Source organism: Intrasporangium sp. (assembly GCF_035280925.1).
Lineage (GTDB): Bacteria > Actinomycetota > Actinomycetes > Actinomycetales > Dermatophilaceae > Intrasporangium.
The window spans coordinates 26,394-50,254 of record NZ_DATEEY010000176.1; the positions used below are offsets into that span (position 1 = coordinate 26,394).

At 69.2% G+C, this 23,861-nt stretch carries 20 protein-coding genes; 11 read left to right on the forward strand and 9 right to left on the reverse strand.

Annotation, left to right across the window (positions count from 1 at the left end; genetic code table 11):
- Position 1: 1 nt before the first annotated feature.
- Together VJN29_RS15780 and VJN29_RS15785 are read right to left on the reverse strand one after the other, a co-directional pair.
- Positions 2-1,348 carry a hypothetical protein gene (locus tag VJN29_RS15780; RefSeq protein WP_324144587.1) on the reverse strand — a complete coding sequence of 449 codons (1,347 nt, stop codon included), beginning with the start codon at positions 1,346-1,348 and terminating at the stop codon, positions 2-4.
- Between the two features lie 9 nt (positions 1,349-1,357).
- Positions 1,358-1,735 carry a hypothetical protein gene (locus VJN29_RS15785; protein WP_324144588.1) on the reverse strand — a complete coding sequence of 126 codons (378 nt, stop codon included), beginning with the start codon at positions 1,733-1,735 and terminating at the stop codon, positions 1,358-1,360.
- Between the two features lie 40 nt (positions 1,736-1,775).
- Here VJN29_RS15785 and VJN29_RS15790 point away from each other — a divergent pair, with 40 nt between their 5' ends.
- From VJN29_RS15790 to pruA, 8 genes are all read left to right on the forward strand, one after another.
- The gene (locus VJN29_RS15790) at positions 1,776-3,197 is read left to right on the forward strand and encodes a wax ester/triacylglycerol synthase family O-acyltransferase (RefSeq protein WP_324144589.1); all 1,422 of its coding nucleotides are present in this window, start codon (positions 1,776-1,778) and stop codon (positions 3,195-3,197) included.
- Entirely contained in the window at positions 3,197-3,637 is a 441-nt protein-coding gene (locus VJN29_RS15795; RefSeq protein ID WP_324144590.1) for a DUF6912 family protein, read from the forward strand. Before VJN29_RS15790 ends, VJN29_RS15795 begins: the two co-directional genes overlap by 1 nt.
- Before the next feature lie 109 nt (positions 3,638-3,746).
- Positions 3,747-4,271, forward strand: a complete 525-nt coding sequence (locus VJN29_RS15800; protein WP_324144591.1) for an NUDIX hydrolase — start codon at positions 3,747-3,749, stop codon at positions 4,269-4,271.
- Positions 4,272-4,319: 48 nt separating this feature from the next.
- On the forward strand, positions 4,320-4,916 hold the full coding sequence (locus VJN29_RS15805; RefSeq protein ID WP_324144592.1) for a TetR/AcrR family transcriptional regulator: 597 nt from the start codon (positions 4,320-4,322) through the stop codon (positions 4,914-4,916).
- Positions 4,917-4,978: 62 nt separating this feature from the next.
- A complete protein-coding gene (locus VJN29_RS15810; RefSeq protein ID WP_324144593.1) occupies positions 4,979-5,953 on the forward strand; it encodes an alpha/beta hydrolase in 975 nt (324 codons plus the stop codon).
- A gap of 53 nt (positions 5,954-6,006) precedes the next feature.
- A complete protein-coding gene (locus VJN29_RS15815; RefSeq protein WP_324144594.1) occupies positions 6,007-6,720 on the forward strand; it encodes an SGNH/GDSL hydrolase family protein in 714 nt (237 codons plus the stop codon).
- Positions 6,721-6,896: 176 nt separating this feature from the next.
- A complete protein-coding gene (locus VJN29_RS15820) occupies positions 6,897-7,295 on the forward strand; it encodes a DUF4870 domain-containing protein (protein WP_324144595.1) in 399 nt (132 codons plus the stop codon).
- Between the two features lie 111 nt (positions 7,296-7,406).
- Positions 7,407-9,035 (forward strand): L-glutamate gamma-semialdehyde dehydrogenase, encoded by a 1,629-nt coding sequence (gene pruA / locus VJN29_RS15825; protein WP_324144596.1) that lies wholly within the window; start codon positions 7,407-7,409, stop codon positions 9,033-9,035.
- A 27-nt stretch (positions 9,036-9,062) separates the two neighbouring features.
- On the opposite strand, the gene VJN29_RS15830 is transcribed toward pruA, so the two are convergent.
- From VJN29_RS15830 to VJN29_RS15840, 3 genes are read right to left on the reverse strand one after another with little or no spacing between them, the layout of a single operon-like run.
- Positions 9,063-9,560, reverse strand: a complete 498-nt coding sequence (locus VJN29_RS15830) for a DUF2505 domain-containing protein (protein ID WP_324144597.1) — start codon at positions 9,558-9,560, stop codon at positions 9,063-9,065.
- A gap of 37 nt (positions 9,561-9,597) precedes the next feature.
- Positions 9,598-10,086 (reverse strand): hypothetical protein, encoded by a 489-nt coding sequence (locus tag VJN29_RS15835; RefSeq protein WP_324144598.1) that lies wholly within the window; start codon positions 10,084-10,086, stop codon positions 9,598-9,600.
- On the reverse strand, positions 10,083-10,427 hold the full coding sequence (locus tag VJN29_RS15840; protein ID WP_324144599.1) for a hypothetical protein: 345 nt from the start codon (positions 10,425-10,427) through the stop codon (positions 10,083-10,085). The genes VJN29_RS15835 and VJN29_RS15840 overlap by 4 nt, the downstream gene beginning before the upstream one ends.
- Before the next feature lie 162 nt (positions 10,428-10,589).
- Here VJN29_RS15840 and VJN29_RS15845 point away from each other — a divergent pair, with 162 nt between their 5' ends.
- Positions 10,590-15,791 (forward strand): NAD-glutamate dehydrogenase, encoded by a 5,202-nt coding sequence (locus VJN29_RS15845; RefSeq protein ID WP_324144600.1) that lies wholly within the window; start codon positions 10,590-10,592, stop codon positions 15,789-15,791.
- Positions 15,792-15,911: 120 nt separating this feature from the next.
- On the forward strand, positions 15,912-17,441 hold the full coding sequence (locus tag VJN29_RS15850; RefSeq protein ID WP_324144601.1) for a sensor histidine kinase: 1,530 nt from the start codon (positions 15,912-15,914) through the stop codon (positions 17,439-17,441).
- A gap of 143 nt (positions 17,442-17,584) precedes the next feature.
- Here the strand turns inward: VJN29_RS15850 and VJN29_RS15855 are convergent, their stop codons facing one another.
- Positions 17,585-17,833, reverse strand: coding sequence for a WhiB family transcriptional regulator (locus VJN29_RS15855; RefSeq protein ID WP_013493302.1), 249 nt, complete (start codon positions 17,831-17,833; stop codon positions 17,585-17,587).
- A gap of 347 nt (positions 17,834-18,180) precedes the next feature.
- Here VJN29_RS15855 and VJN29_RS15860 point away from each other — a divergent pair, with 347 nt between their 5' ends.
- Positions 18,181-18,615, forward strand: coding sequence for a hypothetical protein (locus VJN29_RS15860; RefSeq protein ID WP_324144602.1), 435 nt, complete (start codon positions 18,181-18,183; stop codon positions 18,613-18,615).
- A gap of 36 nt (positions 18,616-18,651) precedes the next feature.
- On the opposite strand, the gene VJN29_RS15865 is transcribed toward VJN29_RS15860, so the two are convergent.
- From VJN29_RS15865 to VJN29_RS15875, 3 genes are all read right to left on the reverse strand, one after another.
- Positions 18,652-19,476, reverse strand: a complete 825-nt coding sequence (locus VJN29_RS15865; protein WP_324144603.1) for a GDSL-type esterase/lipase family protein — start codon at positions 19,474-19,476, stop codon at positions 18,652-18,654.
- 5 nt (positions 19,477-19,481) lie between these two features.
- Positions 19,482-19,658, reverse strand: a complete 177-nt coding sequence (locus tag VJN29_RS15870) for a DUF6104 family protein (RefSeq protein WP_324144612.1) — start codon at positions 19,656-19,658, stop codon at positions 19,482-19,484.
- A gap of 176 nt (positions 19,659-19,834) precedes the next feature.
- Positions 19,835-23,713: a multifunctional oxoglutarate decarboxylase/oxoglutarate dehydrogenase thiamine pyrophosphate-binding subunit/dihydrolipoyllysine-residue succinyltransferase subunit gene (locus tag VJN29_RS15875; RefSeq protein WP_324144604.1), complete on the reverse strand. Its 3,879-nt coding sequence runs from the start codon at positions 23,711-23,713 to the stop codon at positions 19,835-19,837.
- Positions 23,714-23,861 lie beyond the last annotated feature (148 nt).

Sequence of the window (23,861 nt, forward strand, 5' to 3'; positions counted from 1 at the left end):
ATCAGGGGGCGAAGAGGATGGTCAGGCCCGCGAAGGTGTAGGCGAGCATGATGAACATGAGCGGGATCTGGCCCACGATGGCGGATCGCCGATCGAGCACCGAGACAGCGCGTTCATGGGCCGCAAGTACCGCCAGCAGATGACCCACCACGATGCTGACCGCCTGGATCGTCGCCACCAGGGTGGCCTGGACCAGGGTGTCATCCGGCGTGATCCCGGCGGTGCCGAGCAGGTCCGCTCCGGTGCCCAGAGGATCGCTGAGCAGGGCCAGCCCGACCGGTGCCTGATAGACGAACAGCGACCAGTAGTGCGCGACGACGTATCCACCGGCGATCGGGATGAGTGATGGGGCGAAATCGGAGGCGAAGTAGAAGGAATCTCGAATCCCTTTGCCCGACAGCATCATTGATGCAGCAGAGGCCAGCCATAGGGTTACTGCCACGGCCGCGAAGAACCCGAGCATGGTCGCGGTCTTGAGCATCCAGGCCGGCACGGCAGCGGTCTGCACGAAGGTCGCCCACGACAGGTTGGCCGAGAACCCGTCATAGGCGGTGCTGCCGAGCATGACGGCAACGGTTGCGACGAGCCCGCGCTCGCCACGCAGCTCGTTGATCCCGTGCAGTGGCGTGCGGAGCACCCACCTTCGGTCGTCCCGGCGCCCGAGCGGCGCGAGGGCGCCGAGCAGGCTCGACCAGGCCTCGAACGGGTCGGCGCGATCGAACCACGCACGGCCGAAGAGGCCGGCGCCCAGAACCGAGACGAGCAGGTAGCCGAGGATGAGCAGTCGCAGGAACGGAAGGCTGGTGTTCTCGGTGGCGACGAGCTCGACCCACGTGAAGACTCCGAGCCCCAGCGCGGCCGGCCACCACCCCGCGCGATAGCGGAAGACGGCGACGTCGGGGGAGACCCGAGCGAGCCGCAACAGCCCCGTGTGCAGGAGCCGCAGCGGGTTGATGACACGCCAGACCGGCCCCAGCAGCATCGAGGCGAACCCGAGGCCGACCCAGAGCCAGACATAGACGACGTGGGGAACCGGGTTTCTCGCGCTGTCCGGGCCGGCAAGGAGGGCAACCAGGGTCCACAGCGTCAGTGCGATCGAGAGAGTCTGGGCCACCCTGCGGAGCCAGCGGGAGTCGAGCACCGAGGCGAGGACGCCGGGAAGCACGAGGCCTTGGGAGCTGCGCAACCGCGGCTCGCGCCAGAGCAGGCCGACTGCCAGGAAGGAGATGAGGAGAGCGGCCAGCGCACTTGTCACGAGGGCGCCAAAGGGAAGGGGCAGGTCGCTGCGACTGCCGACCCCGTGGGTGGGCAGTGCGCCGAGCATGCCGTATGCCGCTGGGCTCAGCACCGCTCGCCCCTACCGAACCGCGACGGTGAGCAGCGTCAGGGCGGGCTCGTGGGTCTCGACCTCGAAGACCCCGGACTCGGTGCCGACGAGCCGCACCGTCGTGGGAACGCCGGCCTTGAGCTCCGCCTCGACGTCACCGAAACCATGGGCGTGCAGCTCGTCGTCGTGGTCGGTCGTCACCGTCAGGTCGAGCGCCTCACCGATGCGAAGGTCCACCTGCGCCGGCGCGGGCGTCACGGTCGTGCCGGTGACCGTGACGTCAAGGGAAGTGACGACCGTCGCAGTGGCGTTGCGGCCCGGGGGTGGTGCGTCAGCCGAGCCGCAGGCTGCGATGCCGGAGAGCGCCAGCAGGCACACGGCATACGGCAGGAGGCGAATCAGAGGCATGGTGCGGATCCTACGTGGGCCCGTCTGGCAGAGTGTGAGCATGTCGGACCGGCTGACTTCCCTCGACGCGTCCTTCCTGTACCTCGAGGAGCCGACCACGGCCATGCACGTTGGGTCGGTCATGATCTTCCAGCCACCGGGCGAAGGCTTCGACCACGACCAGCTCGTGCAGATCATCGAGAACCGCATCGGGGGGATCCCGCGGTTCCGCCAGAAGGTCCGCGACGTTCCCGGTCGCCTCGCCAACCCCGTCTGGGTCGACGACGAGTCGTTCGACATGAGCTACCACGTGCGGCGCGCGGGCCTGCCGCGCCCGGGCACCGACCGTCAGCTCCAGGACTTCGTCGCCCGGGTGCAGCCGCGCAAGCTGGACCGGACGAGGCCGCTCTGGGAGGTGTACTACGTCGAGGGGCTCCAGGGCGGGCGCGTCGCCATCGTCACCAAGACGCATCACGCCATCATCGACGGCGTCCACGCCCTCGACATCGCTCACGTCATCGTCGACTCCGTGCGCGGTGAGGGCCTGGGCGAGGACCAGATGCCGTGGGAGCCCAAGGCGTCCCCCTCGTCGGCGGAGCTGGTCGCCGGCGCCCTCGTTGACGCCGTGCGGCGTCCGACGCAGGTCGTCGACCAGGTCCGTGGTGGGCTCAACGACGCCCTCAATGTCGTGCTCCGGGCCCTCGAGTCGGCCGGGACCGTGGTGTCGGCGGTCGCACGGACGGCCGCGCGACCTGCGCCTGTGTCTCCGCTCAACGCCGAGGTGGGCTCGGCGCGACGGTGGGTGATGGTGTCGACGGACCTCGCGGACTACCGGGCCGTCCGCAAGCGGCTGGCCAAGGGGGCCTACGCAGAGGACGTGACCATCAACGACGTCGTTCTCGCCACGATCACCGGTGCCTTTCGCAGCTGGCTGCTGGCGCGGGGGGAACCCGTCCACGGCGGAACCGTCGTGCGGGCCATGGTGCCGGTCAGCATCTATGGCGACGACCCGGCCGGCATGTACGCCAACCAGGTCATGGCGTGCGTGGTCAGCCTGCCGGTGGGGGAGCCGGGCGCATCGATGCGACTGCACCAGATCGCGTTCGCGATGCGACAGCAGATGGAAGGCGGGCAGGCGGTCGGGGCGACCTCCCTCGCCAACCTGGCCGGCTTCGCACCGCCGACCCTCCATGCTCTCGGGGCCCGGCTCGGCTCGGCGATGTCGCGGCGCCTCTACAACGTCATGATCACCAACGTTCCGGGGCCGCAGACCCCGCTCTACGCCGGTGAGGCAGAGATGTTGTCGACCTACCCGGTCACTCCGCTCGCACGAGGACAGGCCCTGTCCATCGGGATCACGTCCTACAACGGCGGGGTCTACTACGGCCTCAACGCCGATCGTGAGGCGATGCCTGACGTCGACGAGCTCGCCGAGTCGATCGTCGTCTCCCTCGCCGAGCTGAGGAGTGGGAGGGAGTCCTGATGCCGGTGATCCGCATCTACGTGCCGATCGGGAGACGAGATCTGGACGACCTCGCCGAGAAGGGTGGCCTCGACGTCGACCACCCGAGCCCTCGGGCCGCGTTCGCGGTGACTGACGACCTTCGTTCTCGTACAGCAGGGCTCGATCTGGAGGACCTGGAGTTCGCCGCCTTCTCGGACGCGGTCGCCGCGTCTGCTGCGGCTCGTTCGGAGCGGGGAGACCGACGGGTCGTGGCATCGGCGGACGCGGACCCGGCCTGGGTCCTGGACGGGGCTGGCACGCCGGTCAGCCTGGTGACTCTCGCGGTCTCCCTTCCGATGAGCCGCATCGCATCCTTCCACGTCGACGAGGCGGCCGGGGCCGCGACCGGGCCGGAGGCGGACGACCTGCTCTGGTACGACGCGACGGAGCTCGACGAGGTCCGTGCCCTGCTGGCCTGATGTGGCCTCGGCCCGGCAGGACGCGGGCCGGGCCCCCCGGGACGGCGTGGGGGCGAGACAGCTCCAGGCGGATGAGAGGCGGATGAGAGGCGGATGAGAGGCGGTGACCGTGGCCGACGAGCTGGTGGCCCGCTTCGACGCCGCCGGCACCCTGGTCGGAGCGTGCCGGCGCTCCGTCATGCGGCGCGACAACGTCTGGCACGCCGCGTCGTCGATCGTGGTCCGGGGGCCGAGCGACAGCGTGTACCTCCATCGACGGACCCTCTCGAAGGACGTCTTCCCGGGCCTGCTCGACTTCGCCGCCGGTGGCGTGGTCCTCGCGGGTGAGGACCCCGTCGCGGGAGCCCGTCGCGAGCTCGACGAAGAGCTGGGTGTGGGTGGCGTGGAGCTGGTGCCCCTCGGTGTCGTGACCTACGCCGACCACCACACGAGATACCACGCACACCGGTTCATGACGACCTGGAGTGGAGTGGTCCGCTGGCAGCCCGAGGAGGTTGCCTGGGGTGACTGGGTCCCGCTCCAGGAGCTGGTGCGGCGCATCGGCCGCGAGCCAAGGTCCTTCGTGCCCGACAGCGTCGCGGTGTGGCTCCCGGTGCTCCGCCGCTGGGCCCTGGATGAAAATGAGCTCGGCTGACTCGAATATCCCCTTGCTGGAGACGAACGATCGTGCTTTTATAGGCACATGGGCAAGGGAGAGCAGACGAAGGCGGCGATCCTCGACGAGGCGAGCGACCTGGCGTCCCGGCTCGGGCTCGGCGGCCTGACCATCGGCACGCTGGCAACTGCGAGCAAGCTGTCGAAGAGCGGCCTCTATGCCCACTTCGCATCGAAGGAGTCGCTGCAGGTCGAGGTGCTCCAGTACGCCCGCGACCAGTTCACCGACCACGTCATGCGGCCGACCGTGATGACATCCAGGGGCGAGCCGCGCCTCCGGGCCTTCTTCGAGAACTGGCTCGCCTGGCAGGCCGGCCGCTTTGCGGGCGGATGCATCTTTGTCGACGCCGCGAGTGAGTTCGACGACCAAGAGGGTCCGGTTCGGGACGAGCTCGTCCGCGCGGAGCGCGACAAGCTCGAGTCGGTGGCCCTGGTGGTCGGCACGGCGATTGCCGAGGGTCACTTCCGGCCTGACGTGGACGCCGCCCAGTTCGCCTACGAGCTCGAGGGCATCCTGCTTGCCCACCACCACGCGCGTCGCCTGATGCGCGACCCGAAGGCCGACGAGTACGCCCGCCGAGCCTTCGAACGTCTCCTGGACTCCTGTCGCGCCAACCCCGCCTGAACGGGCGGACCCTCCACACCGACCGCTCCGACGGCGGTCCCACCCCGAAAAGGAATCAGCACATGGTCCAGTCATCGACGAAGAAAAGCACGATCGATCGTACGATTGTTCATCACGTTTCCACGACTGCCTTCGCCCTCGCGGACGCGCTCGCACCTCGGCTCGCCGCGGCGTGGGCCTACCGCCTCTGGTTCGAGCTCCCGCCCCCTGCTCGGACCGGGACCACGGATCCGGACGGGATTGTCGAGCTCCTCGGCAGCCCCTTCGAGGCGACCCTTCGCGGTCGGGTCGTCCGTGGCTGGACCTACGGGGAGGGCCCGGTCGTCTACCTCGTCCACGGGTGGAGTGGACACGCGGAGCAGCTGCGACCCCTGGTCCGACACCTGCTGGCACATGGTCTCAAGGTGGTTGCCTTCGACGGCCTGAGCCACGGACGCTCGGACGCGGGAGTGCACGGATCGGGATCCAGCGATGCCGTCGAGCTCGGCCGCTCGCTCGACGCGGTCGCGGCGAGGTTCGGCCCCGCCCGTGCCGTCGTGGCCCACTCCATGGGCGCACTTTCCGCGCTCCTGGCGCTGCGGGACGGATGGCTCGCCACCGAGCGGCTCATCCTCATCGCCCCGGTCGAAGGAGTGCCCGACTTCCTCGCACGGTTCCGGGCCCGGCTGCGCTTCGGTCCGCGGACGGAACGGCTCCTCATCGCGCGCGCCGAGCAGCGTACCGGCTACCCGGTGGCGGACCTGGACGTGGCCCGGCTCGGCGAGCAGCTCGAGTCGCGGCCCGAGCTGCTCGTCATCCACGACCTCGGGGACCGCGAGACGCCGCACGAGCCCTCGGCCCGGCTCGTGGCGGGATGGCCCGGCGCGGAGCTGTACTCGACCGTCGGCCTGGGCCACCGGCGGATTCTGGCTGACGCTGCTGTGGGTGGCACCGTGGCGCGCTTCGCTGCCCGGCTGCCGGTCGAGCCCTTGCTCCACGCCGGCGACGTGCCTCCACCGATGCCACGGTTCGAGCCGCGGCAGAGCAGCGTGGCCTGAGCAGCTCGGGGCTCTGGGCAGCAACGCTGCATCCGCCTTGTTACCGTGCGGTCATGGACTTCACCGCTGCCGAGTACGCCCGTCGGGACGCCGACCGCCTCCGCGAGGTGCTGGCCGGACCGCCGGTGACGTGGACCTTCGTCGGCGACAGCATCACGCAGGGTGTCGCGCACACGCACGGCTGGCGCAACTACGTGGAGCTCTTCGCCGAGCGGGTCCGGGGCGAGCTCGACCGGCGCGGCGATGCGGTGATCAACTCCGGCGTCTCCGGCAGCACGACCCAGGACCTTCTCACCGAGTTCCACTGGCGGGCAGGTCGGTTTGCTCCTGACGTGCTGTTCGTCATGTTCGGCACCAACGACATGAACGATGACGAGGAAGGGGTCCGTGGCTTCCGCTTCCGGCTCGACCAGATCGTTCAGCGGGGCCGGGACGTGGGTGCCACGGTGGTTCTCCAGACCCCGACACCAGTGCGTGACGAGGGTGCCCGGAACCCGGACCTGATGGCGCAGTACGCCGCGACGGTCCGGGACGTGGCGGAGGGGCTTGGCGTCGTCCTCGTGGACCACGCCGGGGTCTGGTCGCGTGCTGCGAAGGAGGCCGGCGACGACATCGCGCCGGACGGGTGGTTGGATGACGCCGTCCATCCTGGTCCGAGGGGGCACCACGCCATGGTGCGCACCCTCCTCGAGGCCCTCGATCTGGCGGATCCCGCCAGCGCCGTCTACTCCCTCGCCGAGGACACGCAGGCCTCGTCACGAGTCTGAGGAGCGCCGCGGGTCTGCAAACCCGACCGGGGTACCGGGGCGGCGGCCTGGGCGCAACCGGGCACAGCGGCATACGGACTCATCGACGTGGCCACAGGCCAAGGTGGGGTGTGATCAGGGTGCGGTCAGGGTCGTCCTCCATGGCAGGGGTGAGCCGAGCCCCGCACACTGGAGGTATGAGCCATCCGTACCAGCCTGATCCGTCCCGCGACGCGGTCGCCGTCAACGACGAGCGCACCTGGGCGGTTCTCGGCCACATCTCGACCATCGTCGCCGCCGTCCTGTCCGTTGGCTGGCTCTCGTTCCTCGGCCCGCTGCTCGTCTGGGCCATCTACAAGGACAAGAGCGCCTTCGTCCGACAGTCCGCCGCCGGCGCCTTCAACTTCAACCTGCTGATCTGGGCCATGACCATCGTCGGCTGGATCTTCTTCATCACCCTGATCGGCATCCCGATCGCGATCATCCTCTGGATCGTCGCCTTCGCAGCCAGCGTCTACTGCCACATCAGGGGCGCGATCCTGGCGAGCCGGGGAGAGCTGTACCGCTACCCGTGGGGCATTCCGGTCCTGCGCTGAACACCGATCTGCTCCTCCCACGCGGGGCGTGGAACGATGGGGTGGTCGCCCACGAGGCGGCCACCCCATCGCCGTGCCACGGCGCCGACGCACACCAGAGCAGGAGTCTCGATGGACGCAGTGACCCACGTGCCAGCACCGGCCAACGAACCGGTGCTCGACTACGCCCCCGGTTCGCCTGAGCGCACCGCACTCGAGGCCGCACTGGCGGAGCTCGGCTCGACCCGGGTCGACCTGCCCCACGTGATTGCCGGCGAGCGAGTCACCGGCGCCGGTGACGAGATCGCCGTCCGGCAGCCGCACGCGCATGCCAAGGTGCTCGGCATGTTGCGAGGCGCCACGACCGATGACGCGTCCAAGGCCGTCGCGGCGGCCAAGGCGGCAGCGCCGGCCTGGCGCGGGCTGTCGTTCGACGACCGCGCCGCCGTCCTGCTCAAGGCGGCGGAGCTCCTCGCCGGACCGTGGCGGGCCCGGCTCAACGCCGCGACGATGCTGGGTCAGAGCAAGACGGCCTACCAGGCCGAGATCGACGCCGCGTGCGAGCTGATCGACTTCTGGCGGATCAACGTCCATTTCGCGCGGCAGATCCTCGAGCAACAGCCGCCCCTGAACAGCAAGGGCGTGTGGAACCGGTCTGACTACCGGTCGCTCGAGGGGTTCGTCTACGCGATCACGCCCTTCAACTTCACCGCCATCGCCGGCAACCTCCCCACGGCGCCGGCCCTGATGGGAAACACCGTCGTATGGAAGCCCTCGGTGGCGCAGCAGCGCGCCGCGAGCCTGATCATGGAACTGCTCGAGGAGGCCGGCATGCCGCCCGGGGTCATCAACATGGTGACCGGTCATGGGGCGGAGGTGTCCAAGGTCGCCCTCACGGACGAGGACCTCGCCGGCATCCACTTCACCGGCTCGACGCCGACGTTCAAGCACCTGTGGAAGGAGGTCGCGACCAACCTGGACCGCTACCGCACCTATCCACGACTCGTCGGGGAGACAGGCGGCAAGGACTTCATCGTCGCCCATCCCTCCGCCGATCCGGCGGTCCTGCGGACGGCGATGATCCGGGGGGCGTTCGAGTACCAGGGCCAGAAGTGCTCGGCGGCCTCCCGCGCCTACGTACCGGCGACGGTGTGGAAGCAGGTGCGCGACGAGATGGTCGACCTGACCAACGGGCTCGAGCAGGGCGACGTCACCGACCTGTCGAACTTCATGGGAGCGGTCATCGACGAGCGGGCGTTCGCCAAGCACCGGGAGGCGATCGACCGGGCCCACGCGACCAACGGCATCGAGGTCATCGCCGGTGGCACGTACGACGACTCGGTCGGGTACTTCATCCGCCCGACGATCCTCGAGATCAGCAACGCCGCGGACGAGTCCTTCCGCACCGAGTACTTCGGACCGATTCTGTCGGTGCACGTCTACGAGGACGGCGACTACGACGGAGTGCTCGCCCAGATGGAGCGGTTCTCCCCCTACGGACTCACGGGCTCGATCATCGCGCAGGACCGTCGCGCGATCGCCGAGGCGACCGACCGGCTGCGCTTCGCGGCCGGCAACTTCTACATCAACGACAAGCCGACCGGTGCCGTCGTGGGGCAGCAGCCCTTCGGCGGCGGGCGGGCCTCGGGGACGAACGACAAGGCCGGCGCGGCCCAGAACCTGCTCCGCTGGACCAGCGTCCGCTCGATCAAGGAGACGTTCGTGCCGCCGACGAGCCACGCGTACCCGCACATGCTCTGACCGGTGACGCCAGGTTTCTCTCGATGCTCACGCGCGCTCGGCGAGCCAGCGGCGGCCGGACTCGTGCTCGCTGCGCAGCGCCCTGATGAAGGCAGGGGCGGCGGCCTTCTCGATGCGACCGCCGATGAGCGGGATGTGCGCCTTGAGGTCCCCGTCGATGTTGAGGTTGGTGCCGTCACGCTTCGGCTCGAGGTGGACCGTGCCCCGCATGGCCACGGGAGCCCCTGCCGCCTCGACGGTGAGCGTGCCCTCCCGCGACCCGTCGGCCCTGGGGGCGTCCCACTGGTAGGTCTCGGTGATCGAGAGCCGTGCTCCGACGATGGACCTGACGAAGTCCGGCAGGCCATCCGTGGCCAGATCACGCCTCGTCACGACGAGTGCACCCGCGCCGTTCTGCCGCACGGCCACATCGTGCTGCAGCGCCCCCGAGTCAGCACACTTGCGCTCCTGGAACTCCGGGTTGGTCTTCATCGCGTACACGACCTCCACCGCGGCTTGGTAGGTGATCGTCTCGGTGATCCGCATGAGCCAACGCTAGAGCAACCGCGAGGCCGGGGACCGGTCAGGACCCGAGGCGGGCTCGCTCGCTCAAGGCGGCGAGCGGGGGACCCGAGCGGGCCAGCTCGCGGGCGATGCGGGCCAGCTCCTTCCCCTGTGCGGCACTGACCCGGTTGAGCAGCTCCTGCAAGCGCTCGCGTCGTCGCAGTCGGTCCACCGGATCGACCCGGCTCGGCCCCTTTGCCTCGACGATGATGCTGCCCTCGATCACGAGGTCGCTCCGCGCGGCGTCGTCGGCCAGCGTCCGGATGCGGGCCGAACCGGCCTGCACCGTGGCGGTGAACGACTGCAGGGCCGCTCCGACGGCGTCGAGCTCACGGGCGGCGCCGGTGAGCAGCTCGCGCTCCCGGGCCGAGAGGTCTGCGCGCCCACCTCGTGCGGCGCGCTCGGCCGCCTCGGTGAGCTCGACGACGAGGTCCGTGAGGATGATGGCCTGCTGGCGAAGAGCTCCGCCGAGAGCCGACGTCGAGCCCGGGTCGCCCAGCCCCATCATGGTCGCTCCACCCGACGGCGGCCCGAGGTGCCCGGTGCCATGGGGCGATCCAGCGGGGCCGTCGCAGTGCGGTGGGCCCGAGGGTCGCCGCCGTGCCGGGGCTTGCTCACCTCGAGCAGCCTCTCCTCCATCGCATCGGACAACGCGCGGAGCGTGTCCGCGGCCTGCTCCACCCAGGCGTCCAGCTCGCGCTGCGTGCCGATGTCGCCGAGGTCCGGCAGATGGGTCAGCAGGTCGTTTGCGAGGTCTCGGGTGACGCGCCGGGCACGCGTCAGGGCGCGCAGGGTGGCCGAATCGACCGGTCCACCCGTGTCGGCGGCGTCCGTCCCGTACCCGGTCATGGCCCCACCCTATTGACTGCGCAGAGCATGCCGTCGCCGTTCTCCACCGGTCCGGCGAGGCCTGTTCGGGACGCCCGTCGAACGGGGATAGGCTCACTTCGTGAGATGCGCGCCACGACGGTGTGGCCCGCACGAGCCCATGATGAGGAACAAGAGCATCGCATGTCTGCGCCACTCGAACAGTCCCGGATCGACGTCCTGCAAGCCGCGGCAGCGGCGTTGAGCGCGACCACACCAAAGGGAAGGGCCAAGGCCAGAACGGCGCCACGGCAGGCCTTGGACTCCTTCCTCAAGGCCTACTACCACCTGGTCGCCACCGAGGAGCTGATTGCCCGAGATCCTGCGGAGCTCGCCGCAACCGCCTTGCGGCACAAGCAGTTCGCCCAGTCCCGCCCCGTTGGCACCTCCAACATCCGAGTGGTCAACCTGGATGTCGACGCCAGCGGCAAGGAGACGACGTCCACCAGTGTCGACATCGTCGTCGACGACATGCCGTTCCTCGTGGACTCGGTGGTCTCCGCGCTCGGTGGATTCGACCGAGGCGTGCGCAGCATCGTGCATCCCCAGCTCGACGTCACGCGGACAGTGACGGGCGCTCTGGTCGAGGTGCGCACCGACCCCTCCACCCCGGTGCCTGACGACGTCGCGCTGATCCGGGAGTCATGGATGCACCTCCAGATCGACCGGCTGCCAGACGCTGCGATCCCAGAGGTGGAGGCGCGGTTGCGTCACGTGCTCGACAACGTCCGTGACGCGGTCGAGGACTGGCCCAAGATGCGCGCCCACGCCCTCACCATCGCGAGCGACCTCAAGGCCGCGACACCGCCGGGAACCAGTCCGCACGAGGCGCGTGAGGCCAGTCGTTTCCTCGAGTGGCTCTCGCACAACAACTTCACCTTCCTCGGTTACCGTGAGTACTCCCTCACGCACGAGGACGGCAAGGACGTCTCGCGACAGGTGCCGGGCACCGGGCTGGGACTCCTTCGCTACGACCGGCCCCAGGCGGGCACCGGAGTGGTCCTCACGCCGGCCGCGAGCCGGGCCGCTCGCGACTCGACCCTGCTGATCATCACCAAGGCCAACTCGCGGTCCACCGTCCACCGGGACGTGTATCTGGACTACATCTCGATCAAGAAGTTCGATGCCCGCGGCGAGTGTGTGGGGGAGCAGCGGTTCCTCGGGCTCTACGCCTCCGGGGCCTACAACGACTCCATCCACGACATCCCGTTGCTCGACGTCCGGGCCCAGGACGTGCTGCGGCTGACCGGGCTCACCGCGGAGAGCCATTCGGGCAAGGACATCCTCCAGATCCTGGAGACCTACCCGCGTGACGAGCTCTTCCAGACGAGCGCTACGCACCTGGCAGAGGTTGCCACGCGGGTGCTCCACATCCAGGAGCGTCGCAAGACCAAGCTGTTCCTGCGACCGGACGAGTTCGGGCGGTTCATGTCCTGTCTCGTCTACCTGCCGCGGGACCGGTACAACACGACGGTCCGGCTGAAGATCCAGGCCATCCTGCTCGAGGCGTTCGGCGGGGAGTCCATCGACTACACCACCCGGGTCAGCGAGTCGACCCTGGCCCGCCTCCACTTCGTCGTCCGGGTGCCCCTGGGTGTCGACATCCCCGAGGTCGACGCGGCCGCACTCGAGCAACGCATCGTCGACGCCACGCGCACCTGGGACGAGGACCTGGTCGAAGAGCTCGGCCGCCGGCGTGGTGCCGAGGGGGCGGCCCGGGCGATGGCCGCCTACGCGAAGGCGCTCCCCGAGGCCTACAAGGAGGACTTCGGGGTCGAGATCGCTGGGGCCGACCTCGACCGGATCGAGGCACTTGACGACTCACCGTCGGCGACGGCCCTCCACCTCTACCAGGACCCCCAGTCGAACGACCCCCGTGAGCGCCGCTTCAAGCTCTACCGACGAGCGGACCTGTCCCTGACCCAGGTGCTGCCACTGTTCACCCACCTGGGCGTCGAGGTGACCGACGAGCGGCCGTACCAGTTCGCCGGACCAGACGGTGGCGAGCTGCACATCTTCGACTTCGGCCTGCGTGTCGATGCCAAGCACTGGGCCCGAGGGACGGCGGCCGACGATGTGCGGAGCCGTTTCGAGGAGGCCTTCCGAGCCGTCTGGCACGGCGAGATCGAGTCCGACGGCTTCAACGCCCTGGTCCTCATCGCTGGGCTCACGTCGCGTCAGGTCGTCATCCTGCGCACCGTCGCGAAGTACCTGCGGCAGTCGGCATCGACGTTCTCGCAGGACTACGTCCAGTCGGCGCTCGTGGCCCACACGGAGATCGCCCGCAGCCTGGTCGAGCTCTTCGAGGCTCGCTTCGACCCCGACCTGTTCCCTGACACGGCAGCCGGCAAGGACAAGCGAGCGGGCCGGTCCAAGCGGCTCGTCGCACGGATCCACGAGGCGCTGGACGACGTGGCCAGCCTCGACCACGACCGGATCATCCGTGCCTTCCTGGGCGTCATCCGAGCCAGCCTGCGCACGAACTTCTACCAGGTGACCGACGACGGCAGGCCCAAGTCCTACGTGTCGCTCAAGCTGGACCCGAAGAAGGTCCCGGACCTGCCCGCTCCACGGCCGATGTTCGAGGTCTGGGTCTACAGCCCGCGGGTCGAGGGCGTGCACCTGCGGTTCGGCAAGGTGGCGCGTGGCGGACTGCGCTGGTCCGACCGCCGGGAGGACTTCCGCACCGAGATCCTCGGCCTCGTCAAGGCGCAGATGGTCAAGAACGCCGTCATCGTGCCGACGGGCTCGAAGGGCGGCTTCTACGCGAAGCAGCTGCCCAGCCCCGCCGTGGACCGTCAGGCGTGGCTCGACGAAGGCGTCGCCTCCTACAAGATGTTCATTTCGGGCCTGCTGGACCTCACCGACAATCTCGTGTCCGGCGAGGTGGTTCCGCCTGCTCGCGTGGTGCGCCACGACGGCGACGACACGTATCTCGTGGTCGCCGCGGACAAGGGCACGGCGAAGTTCTCCGACGTCGCCAACGGCATCTCGGCCGACTACGGGTTCTGGCTCGACGACGCCTTCGCCTCCGGTGGTTCCGCCGGGTATGACCACAAGGGCATGGGCATCACCGCCCGCGGAGCCTGGGAGTCGGTCAAGCGGCACTTCCGGGAGATGGGCGTCGACACCCAGAGCGAGCCGTTCACCGTCGTCGGTGTCGGCGACATGAGTGGTGACGTCTTCGGCAACGGGATGCTGCTGTCCGAGCACATCCGGCTCGTCGCCGCCTTCGACCACCGGCACGTCTTCATCGACCCGAACCCCGACCCGGCATCCTCATACGCCGAGCGTCGCCGGCTCTTCGAGCTGCCCGGCTCCTCGTGGGCGGACTACGACCGCTCCCTCATCTCGACGGGCGGCGGCGTGTTCGACCGGTCACTCAAGTCGGTGCCGATCACCAGTGAGATGGTCCAGGCCCTGGGACTGCGGTCCGGGACCAAGAGCCTGACGCCCGCGGAGCTGATGAAGGCCATCCTCCTCGCCCCGGTCGACCTGCTCTGGAACGGCGGCATCGGCACCTACATCAAGGCGAGCGGGGAGAGGCACTCCGAGATCGGCGACCGGGCCAACGACGCGATCCGCGTCAACGGCGGAAGCCTGCGTTGCAAGGTCGTGGGCGAGGGTGGCAACCTCGGTGCCAGCCAGCTCGGCCGGATCGAGGCCGCGCTGGCCGGTGTCCGGATCAACACCGATGCCATCGACAACAGCGCCGGGGTCGACACGTCCGACCACGAGGTGAACATCAAGATCCTGCTCACCGAGCTGACCCGCTCCGGCGAGCTGACCATGAAGCGGCGCAACGCCCTGCTCGCGTCGATGACCGACGAGGTGGCCGAGCAGGTCCTGCGGGACAACTATGAGCAGAACGTCCTGCTGGGCAACGCGCGGGCCCAGCAGCATGTGATGCTCCCGGTCCACGGCCGGCTGATCCAGTTCCTCGAGGAGCACGGCGACCTCGACCGGACCTTGGAGTTCCTGCCGAGCGAGGCCGAGATCGCGCGGCGGCAGAAGGACGGCAAGGGCCTGACCTCACCGGAGTTCGCCGTGCTCGTCGCCTACGCGAAGCTGCACCTCAAGGACCATCTGACCAACTCGTCCCTGCCCGATGACCCCTGGTTCGCCAGCACGCTGGCGGAGTACTTCCCCAAGCCGCTGCGGCGCAAGTTCGCCGAGCAGATCGAGTCCCACCCGCTCCGCCGCGAGATCATCACGAACTCGGTCGCCAACAGCGTGGTCAACCGTGGCGGCATCACGTTCGCCTATCGCGCGGTCGAGGAGACGGGTGCGTCCCCCGAGCAGGTGTCTCGCGCCTACGTCGTGTGTCGCGAGATCTTCGACCTCGCCGGCTACGTGACCCGGGTCGAGGGTACGGACAACGTCGTCAGCACCGCCGCCCAGACGAGCCTCTACCTCGAGTTCCGCCGACTCCTCGACCGGGCGATCCGCTGGTTCCTGACGACACGACCGGCCACGCTCGACATCGCCGCCGAGGTGGCCCGGTTCCGGCCGGGCATCGCGGCCCAAGCCGGTCGGATCCCCGAGCTGCTCCAGGGACGAGAGCGGGCCCGTCTGCTCTCGCGGGCGCGCGACTTCGAGGGCAAGGGGGTCCCCGCGGACCTCGCCCTCGCCGCAGCGTCGTTGCTGGACTCGTACTCGTTGCTCGACTGCATCGAGATCGCGGCCGACACGGGAGAGCGGCTCGACCAGGTCGCCGACGTCTACTTCCTGACCTCGGACACCTTCTCCATCGACGCGATGCTCACCAGGGTCACCTCGCTGCCGCGCGAGAACCGCTGGGACGCGATGGCTCGGGGCGCGTTGCGAGACGACCTGTACGCCGTCCTCGACGTGCTGACGCGCTCGGTCCTCGAGGTGAGCGAGCCGGGAAGTCCGGCGGCAGACCGGCTCGCGCAGTGGTCCGACATCAACGCCGACTCGCTCGAGCGGGCCCAAGCGGCCCTCGGCGGGATCGAGCGGATGTCCTATGCGGGCATCGCCGCCCTGTCGGTCGCGCTCCGCACGCTGCGCACCGTGACGAAGCCCGCGTCGTCCACCGTGGGTGAGGCGAGTCGGACGCCCGCCCTCGTGCAGTCGCCGGGCGACCGCCCTGCGGCCAAGGCGCCAGCCAGCACGACGGCCACGGCGACCAAGGCCCCGGGCAGGACGGCAAAGGGCCAGCCGTCGCCGCCCACCAAGGTGCCCGCGAAGCGGGCTGGGTCTGCGCGGCCGGCTGCCTCGAAGTCGGCTGCCTCGAAGTCGGGGGGCGCCAAGCAGGCGAAAGTGGACAAGGCCACGGCTCAGCCCGGGCCCACGCGCCCGAAGTCGTCCCGCTCGGCCAGCTGAGGCACGAGATCCGCCTTCGTCCCCCACCCCGGAGAGCGAGGACGAAGGCGGGTCCGAGCCCAGCGGCATACGGCATGGTCCGTCTGCATGGGGGGAACAGAGGACGCATAGGCTCACCGTGTGGCAACCCTGAGTGAGCTCCTGCACAGCCGGACCGCTCTCGGCGACGCCGAGGTGGAGTGGCTGCACCTGCTCGTTGGCGACTGGCAGCTGATCGCCGACCTGTCCTTTGCCGACCTCGTGCTGTGGGTGCGCCCAGCCACCCGCACGACCGGCAGGGATGGCACGGCCGGCACGGACGGCACGGCCGGCCCTTGGGAGGCGGTCGCGCACGTGCGTCCGACGACCGGTCACCTCGTCTTCGTCGACGACCAGGTCGGCCGGACGGCGGATGGCGAACACGTCGGCCCGCTGCTGGACGAGGCAGCAGCCGAGCAGCGCATCCTGCGCGTGCGGCAGGTGGAGGTGCCGAGCGACACCGGACACCAGTCGGTGCGCGAGGAGTACATCCCGGTCGTCCGCGAGGGCAGTGTGGTCGCCATCATCACCCGCCACACCAACCTCTGGACGACTCGCACGCCGAGCCGCCTCGAGATCACCTACCTCGCGACGGCGGACGCGCTGTGTCGCATGGTCTCGGCCGGCGAGTTCCCGCACAGCACCGCTCCCACGGGGCTGCGCCGTGGCGCTCCGCGGGTGGGAGACGGTGTCATCCGCCTCGACATCGACGGGATCGTCACCTACGCGAGCCCCAACGCGGTGTCGGCCCTGCACCGGCTGGGACACCTCGGGGAGGTCGTCGGGGCCAGCCTGGCCCAACTCGTCACGGACAACCTCCGGGAGTCCTATCCCGTCGACGAGGGGCTGCCCCTCGTCGTCACCGGTCGCCAGCCGTGGCGAACGGAACTGGCCGGTGCCGGTACGACGGTCTCCATGCGGGCCATCCCGCTGACGGAAGCGGGTCAGCGGTTCGGTGCACTGGTGCTGCTACGTGACGTCGGAGAGCTGCGGCGGCGCGAGCGCGAGCTGATGACGAAGGAGGCGACGATCCGCGAGATCCATCACCGCGTCAAGAACAACCTCCAGTCGGTCGCGGCGCTGCTCCGGCTCCAGGCTCGCCGGGTCCCCGAGGGGGAGGCCAGGACGGCGCTCGAGGAGGCCGAACGGCGCGTCGGCACGATCGCCATGGTGCACGACCAGTTGAGCCAGGGCATCGACGAGTCGGTGGACTTCGACGCCATCGTCAAACGCGGCGTGCAGGCCATCGTCGACGTCTCCTCCAACGGCGCGCCGATCACCACGTCGCTCGAGGGGTCCTTCGGCAGACTCCGCCCCGAGGACGCGACCGCGCTCGCCATGATCGTGAGCGAGCTGGTCCAGAACGCCATCGAGCACGGACTCGGCGACAGCGGCGGACGGATCCGGGTTCTCGTCGAGCGACTGAGCGACGAGCGCGGCAGGCCGATGCTCGTGGTGTCGGTCGAGGATGACGGCACGGGGATCGATCCAGAGCGACCCCCCGGCTCCGGCCTGGGCACGCAGATCGTGCAGTCGCTCGTCGCGGACCTCCAGGGGCGGATCGCGTGGGAACCGGCGTCACCGCGAGGCACGCGCACCCGGTTCACGGCCAGCCTGCGTCCACTGCCGTAGCTCGACCAGACAGACGGCACAGACATGGGCAGATATGGATGGATCTGACAGATCTGGACGGATGCGAACAGCCCTTGGACGCTGAGCACAGCAAAGCCCGGTGACTGGCGGCACCGGGCTCGAAGGCGATGGACTCGCGACGCTCAGCCGGCGCGGCGGGCTCTCGCATTCCTGCGCTTGAGGGCGCGGCGCTCATCCTCGCTCAGGCCACCCCAGACCCCGGCGTCCTGACCGGTCTCCAAGGCCCACTTCAGACAGGTGTCGATGACTGGGCAGGTCCGGCACACGGCCTTGGCCTCCTCGATCTGCAGGATGGCCGGACCGGTGTTCCCGATGGGGAAGAACAGCTCCGGGTCGGCATCCAGACAGGCAGCGCGGTCGCGCCAATCCATATGGCTCGTGCTCCTTCATCATGTCGTTCGGCACCACACGTGGCTCGGTGTGAGTGCGGTTCTCGGCGCCAGCGTCGTTGTCGGAGCCATTACTCGTGGGACCTCGGTGGGACCGGGGAAGCGCTCCCCTGACCAACGGAGACGCGCACGAATAGGTTCCGTACGCGTCGCTCGTTGCCACCAGTCGGCGTCAACCAGTGTGCTGGGAGGCCATGCGACGTGGCAAGGCTTTGGGCGCAGATCACACCGAGACCCGATCCTATCCGCAGTTCCCGTCCAGATCCATACCAACCTCGCGTTGACGCGGGCGCATCAGGTGTGATCTCGCGCGCACTAGGCTCGGTCAGGTGACCGAGCCGACGCACCCGACCGACCGCCCGAGCTCCGCCGGCGCCCCGTCAAGGCTTTCGCGTGCCGCATTGGTTGCGGGCCTGCTCACCCTGGCCGAAGCCCTCGTCGTGCTCGCCTTCGCTGGCTTCTACGTCTACGAGATGGCCGTCGGCGCAGCCGACTCGCTGACCACGGCGCTCACGTCGGCGGCCTTGATCCTCATCTTCGGCGTGGCCCTGCTGGTCGTGGCTCGCGGATGGCTTCGCGGGCAGCGGTGGCCGCGCACGCCGACCCTGCTGTGGAACGTCCTCCTGCTCCCGGTCGCCTGGTCGCTCCGCGACTCCGACCAGACCCTCATCGCGGCTGCCGTCGCGGCCCTGGCCGTCGCGAGCATCGGGGCCGCGCTGGCGGCACCGGCGCACCGGCTGGGCGAGCTGGGCACGGGGGACTGACGCGCCTCGGGATGGAGTGCCTGGCCCGGGGATCGCTCAGCCGATCCCGATCCAGTCGTTCCATCCGTTGTGGAGCACGAGCCAGGCGATCAGCCCATAGCCCGCCTGCCCCGGGTGGGCGCGGTCGGGGCTGGCGGCGAGATCCGCCGTCCACTGGTCGTGGCTGACCAGTGGACGGAAGCAGTCGACATAGGTGATCCCGCGGCGGGCGCAGACGTCCGCCTGCGCCTCGGCCAGCGCCTCGATGCGCCGGTTGAGCTCCGCGTCCAAGCACGGTGTCAGGCCGACGACGAAGACGCCGATCCCGGCGTTGGTCGCCTCGTCGATGACGTTGGCGAGGTTGAGCCGGGACCGCGCCATCGTCATGCCACTGCGGATGTCGGCGGTGCCGAAGGAGAGGACCAGCCGTCGCTCGGACCGGCCCTTCCAGCGTGGATGCGCCTCGCCGGCCCAGCGCGCAACAACGTCACCGGAGGTGCTGCCTCGGACACCGAGGTTGTAGGCGCTGAGATCGAGATCGGGGTGCTGGGTGCGTGCCACGACCCGGCCGACCCAGCCGAGGCCCTTCGGGTCCCCGTAGCCGGCCGTCGTCGATGCGCCGACGAAGACCATGCCGACGTCGCGGACGCCGCCGGCGACGGTGAACTCCGCTGTGGGGGAGAAGTACCGCTCGGGTGCGGACGGCTCGCTCGGCGTCGACCCCTCACCCTCCGCGGCGAGGTGAGCGACGGACTCGCTCGGCCGGGCAGGGGAGGCGCTCGACCCCGTTCGGACACTGTCGTCGAACCGGGTGTGAGAAGTGGGATAGGCCGGCCCCGTGCCAAAGGTCGGCCGATCCGGATCGTGCGAGGAGTTGGTCACGTGGATCAGTCCTCGTCGTCGTCGAGTCGCGCCAACCAGGTCGCCAGACGGTCGATCGGTACCTCGAACTCGGGGTTGAGGTCGACGAACGTTCTCAGCTGCTCGGCGAGCCAGTCCAAGCGCACCTCCTCCGCGCCGCGCCGGCTGGCGAGCTCCTCGATGCCCCGGTCGGTGAAGTACACGGTTGGAGGGTATCGCGTGGGGTTCGCCACGCCATGGAGGCTCGGCCGGTGGGCGAGGGGGCCACAGATGCCGTATGCCGCTGGGCTCGGCCCCCGCCCCAGGCCCGTCCCGGCCCCTCCAGTCATCAGACGGAGGGTGCCGAACCCATGCGTGGCCCGACTCGGTGCCAGGAGTCTCAGCGACCGAAGGCGTGGTCCATCAGCTCTGCCTGCTCGATGGCGTGCTTCTTCGTCGAGCCGGTCGCGGGCGACGCGGAGGCCGTGCGAGCGATGACCCTCCACGGTCGGGTCTCGCCGAGCTCGGAGAGATCCTCGTGGATCCACTGCGCCATGAGCGGCCAGGCGCCCTGGTTGCGTGGCTCGTCCTGGATCCACACCAGCTCCGCACCGGGGTAGCGGGACGCGGCCTGCCGGAGCTCCTCGAGCGGGATGGGGTAGAGCTGTTCGACCCGGATGATCGCCGTCGACGTGTCCTCGCGCTTCGACCGCTCGGCGTCGAGCTCGTGCACGATCTTGCCCGAGGCGAAAAGGACCCGGTCGACGTTCTGCGTGACGCCCTCGTGGTCGGCCAGCACGGGCTGGAAGCCACCTTGGGTGAAAGCCTCGACGGGGCTGGCCGCGGCCTTGCTCCGCAGCATCGACTTCGGGGTGAAGACGATGAGCGGCGTGCGGGGGCGGGCGTAGGCCTGGCGCCGGAGCAGGTGGAAGTAGCTCGCCGCCGTCGACGGGAATGCGACGGTCATGTTGTTCTCGGCGCACAGCTGCAGGTAGCGCTCGATTCGGGCCGAGCTGTGGTCCGGGCCTTGGCCCTCGTAACCGTGCGGGAGGAGCAGGACGACCGAGCTGCGCTGGCCCCACTTCTGCTCCGAGCTGCTGATGAACTCGTCGACGATGGTCTGGCCGCCGTTCGCGAAGTCGCCGAACTGGGCCTCCCAGAGGACGAGTGCGTCTGGGCGCTCGACGGAGTACCCGTACTCGAAGCCCATGGCGGCGTACTCCGACAGGAGCGAGTCGTAGACCCAGAATCGCGCCTGCCCCTCGCCGAGGTAGAGCAGCGGCGTCCACTCCTCGCCCGTGTTCTTGTCGATGAGGACGGCGTGGCGCTGGACGAAGGTGCCGCGTCGGCTGTCCTGCCCCGCGAGTCGGACAGGCGTCCCCTCCTTGAGGAGGGTGCCGAACGCGAGCAGCTCGGCCATCGGCCAGTCGATGCCGCCCTCGTGGACCATCTGGACCCGGCGGTCCGTCAGCTGCTTGAGCTTCTGGTGGATCGTGAAGCCAGCGGGCGGCTTGCCGAAGGTCTCGCCGATCTGCACGATGTGCTCGGCCGGGACTCCCGTCTGCGTCGACGAGCGATGCGTTGCGCGGTCGTCGAGGACCTGCGCCGTCGGCTTCTCGAGGCCGGCGTTGTCGGGCACCTCGGTGTCAGGGTCGGCGGAGCGTTGCTCCAGCTCGGCCGACTTCGCCGCCTCGCGCGTCTCGATGAAGACGCGTTCGAGCTGCTGCTGGTAGTCCCGCAGGGCGACCTCGGCATCCTCGACGCTGATGTCGCCGCGGCCGATGAGGGACTCGGTGTACAGCTTGCGGACCGAGCGCTTGGCCTCGATGAGGTTGTACATCAGCGGCTGGGTCATCGAGGGGTCGTCGCCCTCGTTGTGTCCACGCCGGCGGTAGCAGATGAGGTCGATGACGACGTCCTTGTTGAACTCCTGCCGGAAGTCGTAGGCGAGCTCGGCGACGCGTACGCACGCCTCGGGATCGTCGCCGTTGACGTGGAAGATCGGCGCCTGGATCATGCGCGCCACGTCCGTCGAGTAGACCGAGGACCGCGACGAGCTCGGTGAGGTCGTGAAACCCACCTGGTTGTTGATGACGACGTGGATCGTGCCACCGGTCCGGTAGCCGCGCAGCTGCGAGAGGTTGAGGGTCTCCGCGACGACGCCCTGGCCCGCGAAGGCTGCGTCGCCGTGCATGAGGACGGGCAGCACGGTGAAGGACTCACCGGCAAGGTTGAGCCGGTCCTGCTTGGCGCGGACGATGCCCTCGAGCACCGGGTTGACCGCCTCGAGGTGCGACGGGTTGGCCGCGAGGTAGACCTTGGTCTTCTTGCCGTCCTCGGAGTGGAACTCGCCCTCGGTGCCCAGGTGGTACTTGACGTCGCCGGAGCCCTGGACCGACTGCGGGTCCTGCTTGCCCTCGAACTCACGGAAGATCTGGCCGTAGGACTTGCCGGCGATGTTGGCGAGGACGTTGAGACGCCCCCGGTGTGGCATGCCGATGCAGACCTCGTCGAGGTCGTCGCCGGCGGCGCGGCAGAGGATGCGGTCGAGCAGTGCGATGACCGACTCGCCGCCCTCGAGCGAGAAGCGCTTCTGTCCGACGAACTTGGTCTGGAGGAAGGTCTCGAAGGCCTCAGCGGCATTGAGGCGCCGCATGATGCGCAACTGCTCCTCGCGGGAGATCTTCTTGTAGGCGACCTCGACCTTGTCCTGGATCCACTTGCGCTGCTCGGGGTCCTGGATGTGCATGTACTCGATGCCGACGGTCCGGCAGTACGAGTCGCGCAGGATCCCGAGGATCTTCCGGAGCCTGAGGAAGGGTGCGCCGCCGAACCCGCCCGTGGCGAAGGTGCGCTCGAGGTCCCACAGGGTCAGGCCGTGCGTCGTGACGTCGAGGTCGTGGTGTCGCCGTTGCTTGTACTCGAGCGGGTCCGTGTCGGCCATGAGGTGGCCGCGCACCCGATAGGCATGGATGAGCTCCTGCACGCGAGCGACCTTGTTGATGTCGTCGTCATGGGAGGAGTCGATGTCCCGGATCCACCGGACCGGCTCGTACGGGATGCGCAGCGACTCGAAGATCTCGTCGTAGAAGCGGTTCTCGCCGAGGAGCAGCTCCTGCAGGACCCGGAGGAACTCGCCGCTCACGGCACCCTGGATGATCCGATGGTCGTACGTCGAGGTGAGGGTGAGGATCTTGCTCACCGCGTTGCGGTTGAGCGTCTCGGTGCTCGCACCCTGCCACTCGGCCGGGTAGTCGAGGGCGCCCACACCAATGATCGCTCCCTGGCCCTTCATGAGGCGTGGGACCGAGTGCACCGTGCCGATCCCACCGGGGTTCGTCAACGAGATGGTCGTGCCCTGGAAGTCCTCGATGGTCAGCTTGTTGTTGCGGGCCTTCTTGACCATGTCCTCGTAGGCGGTCCAGAAGTGGACGAAGTCCATCCCCTCGGCCGACTTGATCGAGGGGACCACGAGCGTGCGCGAGCCGTCTGGCTTCTGCAGATCGATGGCGAGGCCGAAGTTGACATGGGCGGGCTGCAGGAGGGCAGGCTTGCCGTCCTTCTCCGTGAAGCCGTAGTTCATCTCGGGAATGAGGGAGAGCGCCTTGACCATCGCGTAGCCGATGATGTGCGTGAAGCTCACCTTGCCGCCGCGGGAGCGCGCGAGGTGGTTGTTGATGACGACCCGGTTGTCGATGAGCAGCTTCGCGGGGACGGCGCGGACACTCGTCGCCGTGGGCACCTCGAGCGAGGCCTCCATGTTGGCGACCACGCGGGCCGGGGCCCCACGTAGCGGCGTCAGGGCGTCCTGGCTGACGGGGCCGGTCCCCTTGACCGCCGGGATGTCGCGGGGCTTCGGCGAGGCGGCCTTCTCGGCGGCCGGGGCCGCCGGGGCGGGGCTACGTGGGGCGGCCGGGGCGGCGTTCGCCACGGGTGCTGGGGCAGGAGCCGTCTCAGCCGATGGCCGATCGGGGGCCGACGGGGCCGGAGAGGTGGCTGCGGAGGTGGCCGCCGGGGCGTCCGAGGTGCTGGCAGCGGTCGTCGAAGGCGACTGCGGGGCTGACGTCTGCGGGGACGGCTGAGCCGTGGGAGCACCGTTGCCGGCGGGAGCGTCCTTGCGGCCCTCGGCGTCACGCGGACTGTAGTCCTGGAAGAACGCCCACCACGCGCGGTCCACCGAGTCCTTGTCAGTCAGGTACTGCTGGTACAGCTCGTCTACGAGCCAGTCGTTCGGTCCGAAGGTGGCCATCGGGTCACCGGACGTGGACTGTTCAGACACGCGAATGCGCCTCTTTCGTTGCCTGGGGTGCGTCGGGAGGAGTACACGCCAAGCCTAGCCCCGAACGGATCAGGACCCGACAGACGTCTGAATGGCGAAAGTCGCGCAGGGGTGACGGCAGCGGGAGCCGGCGGGGCGGCATACGGAC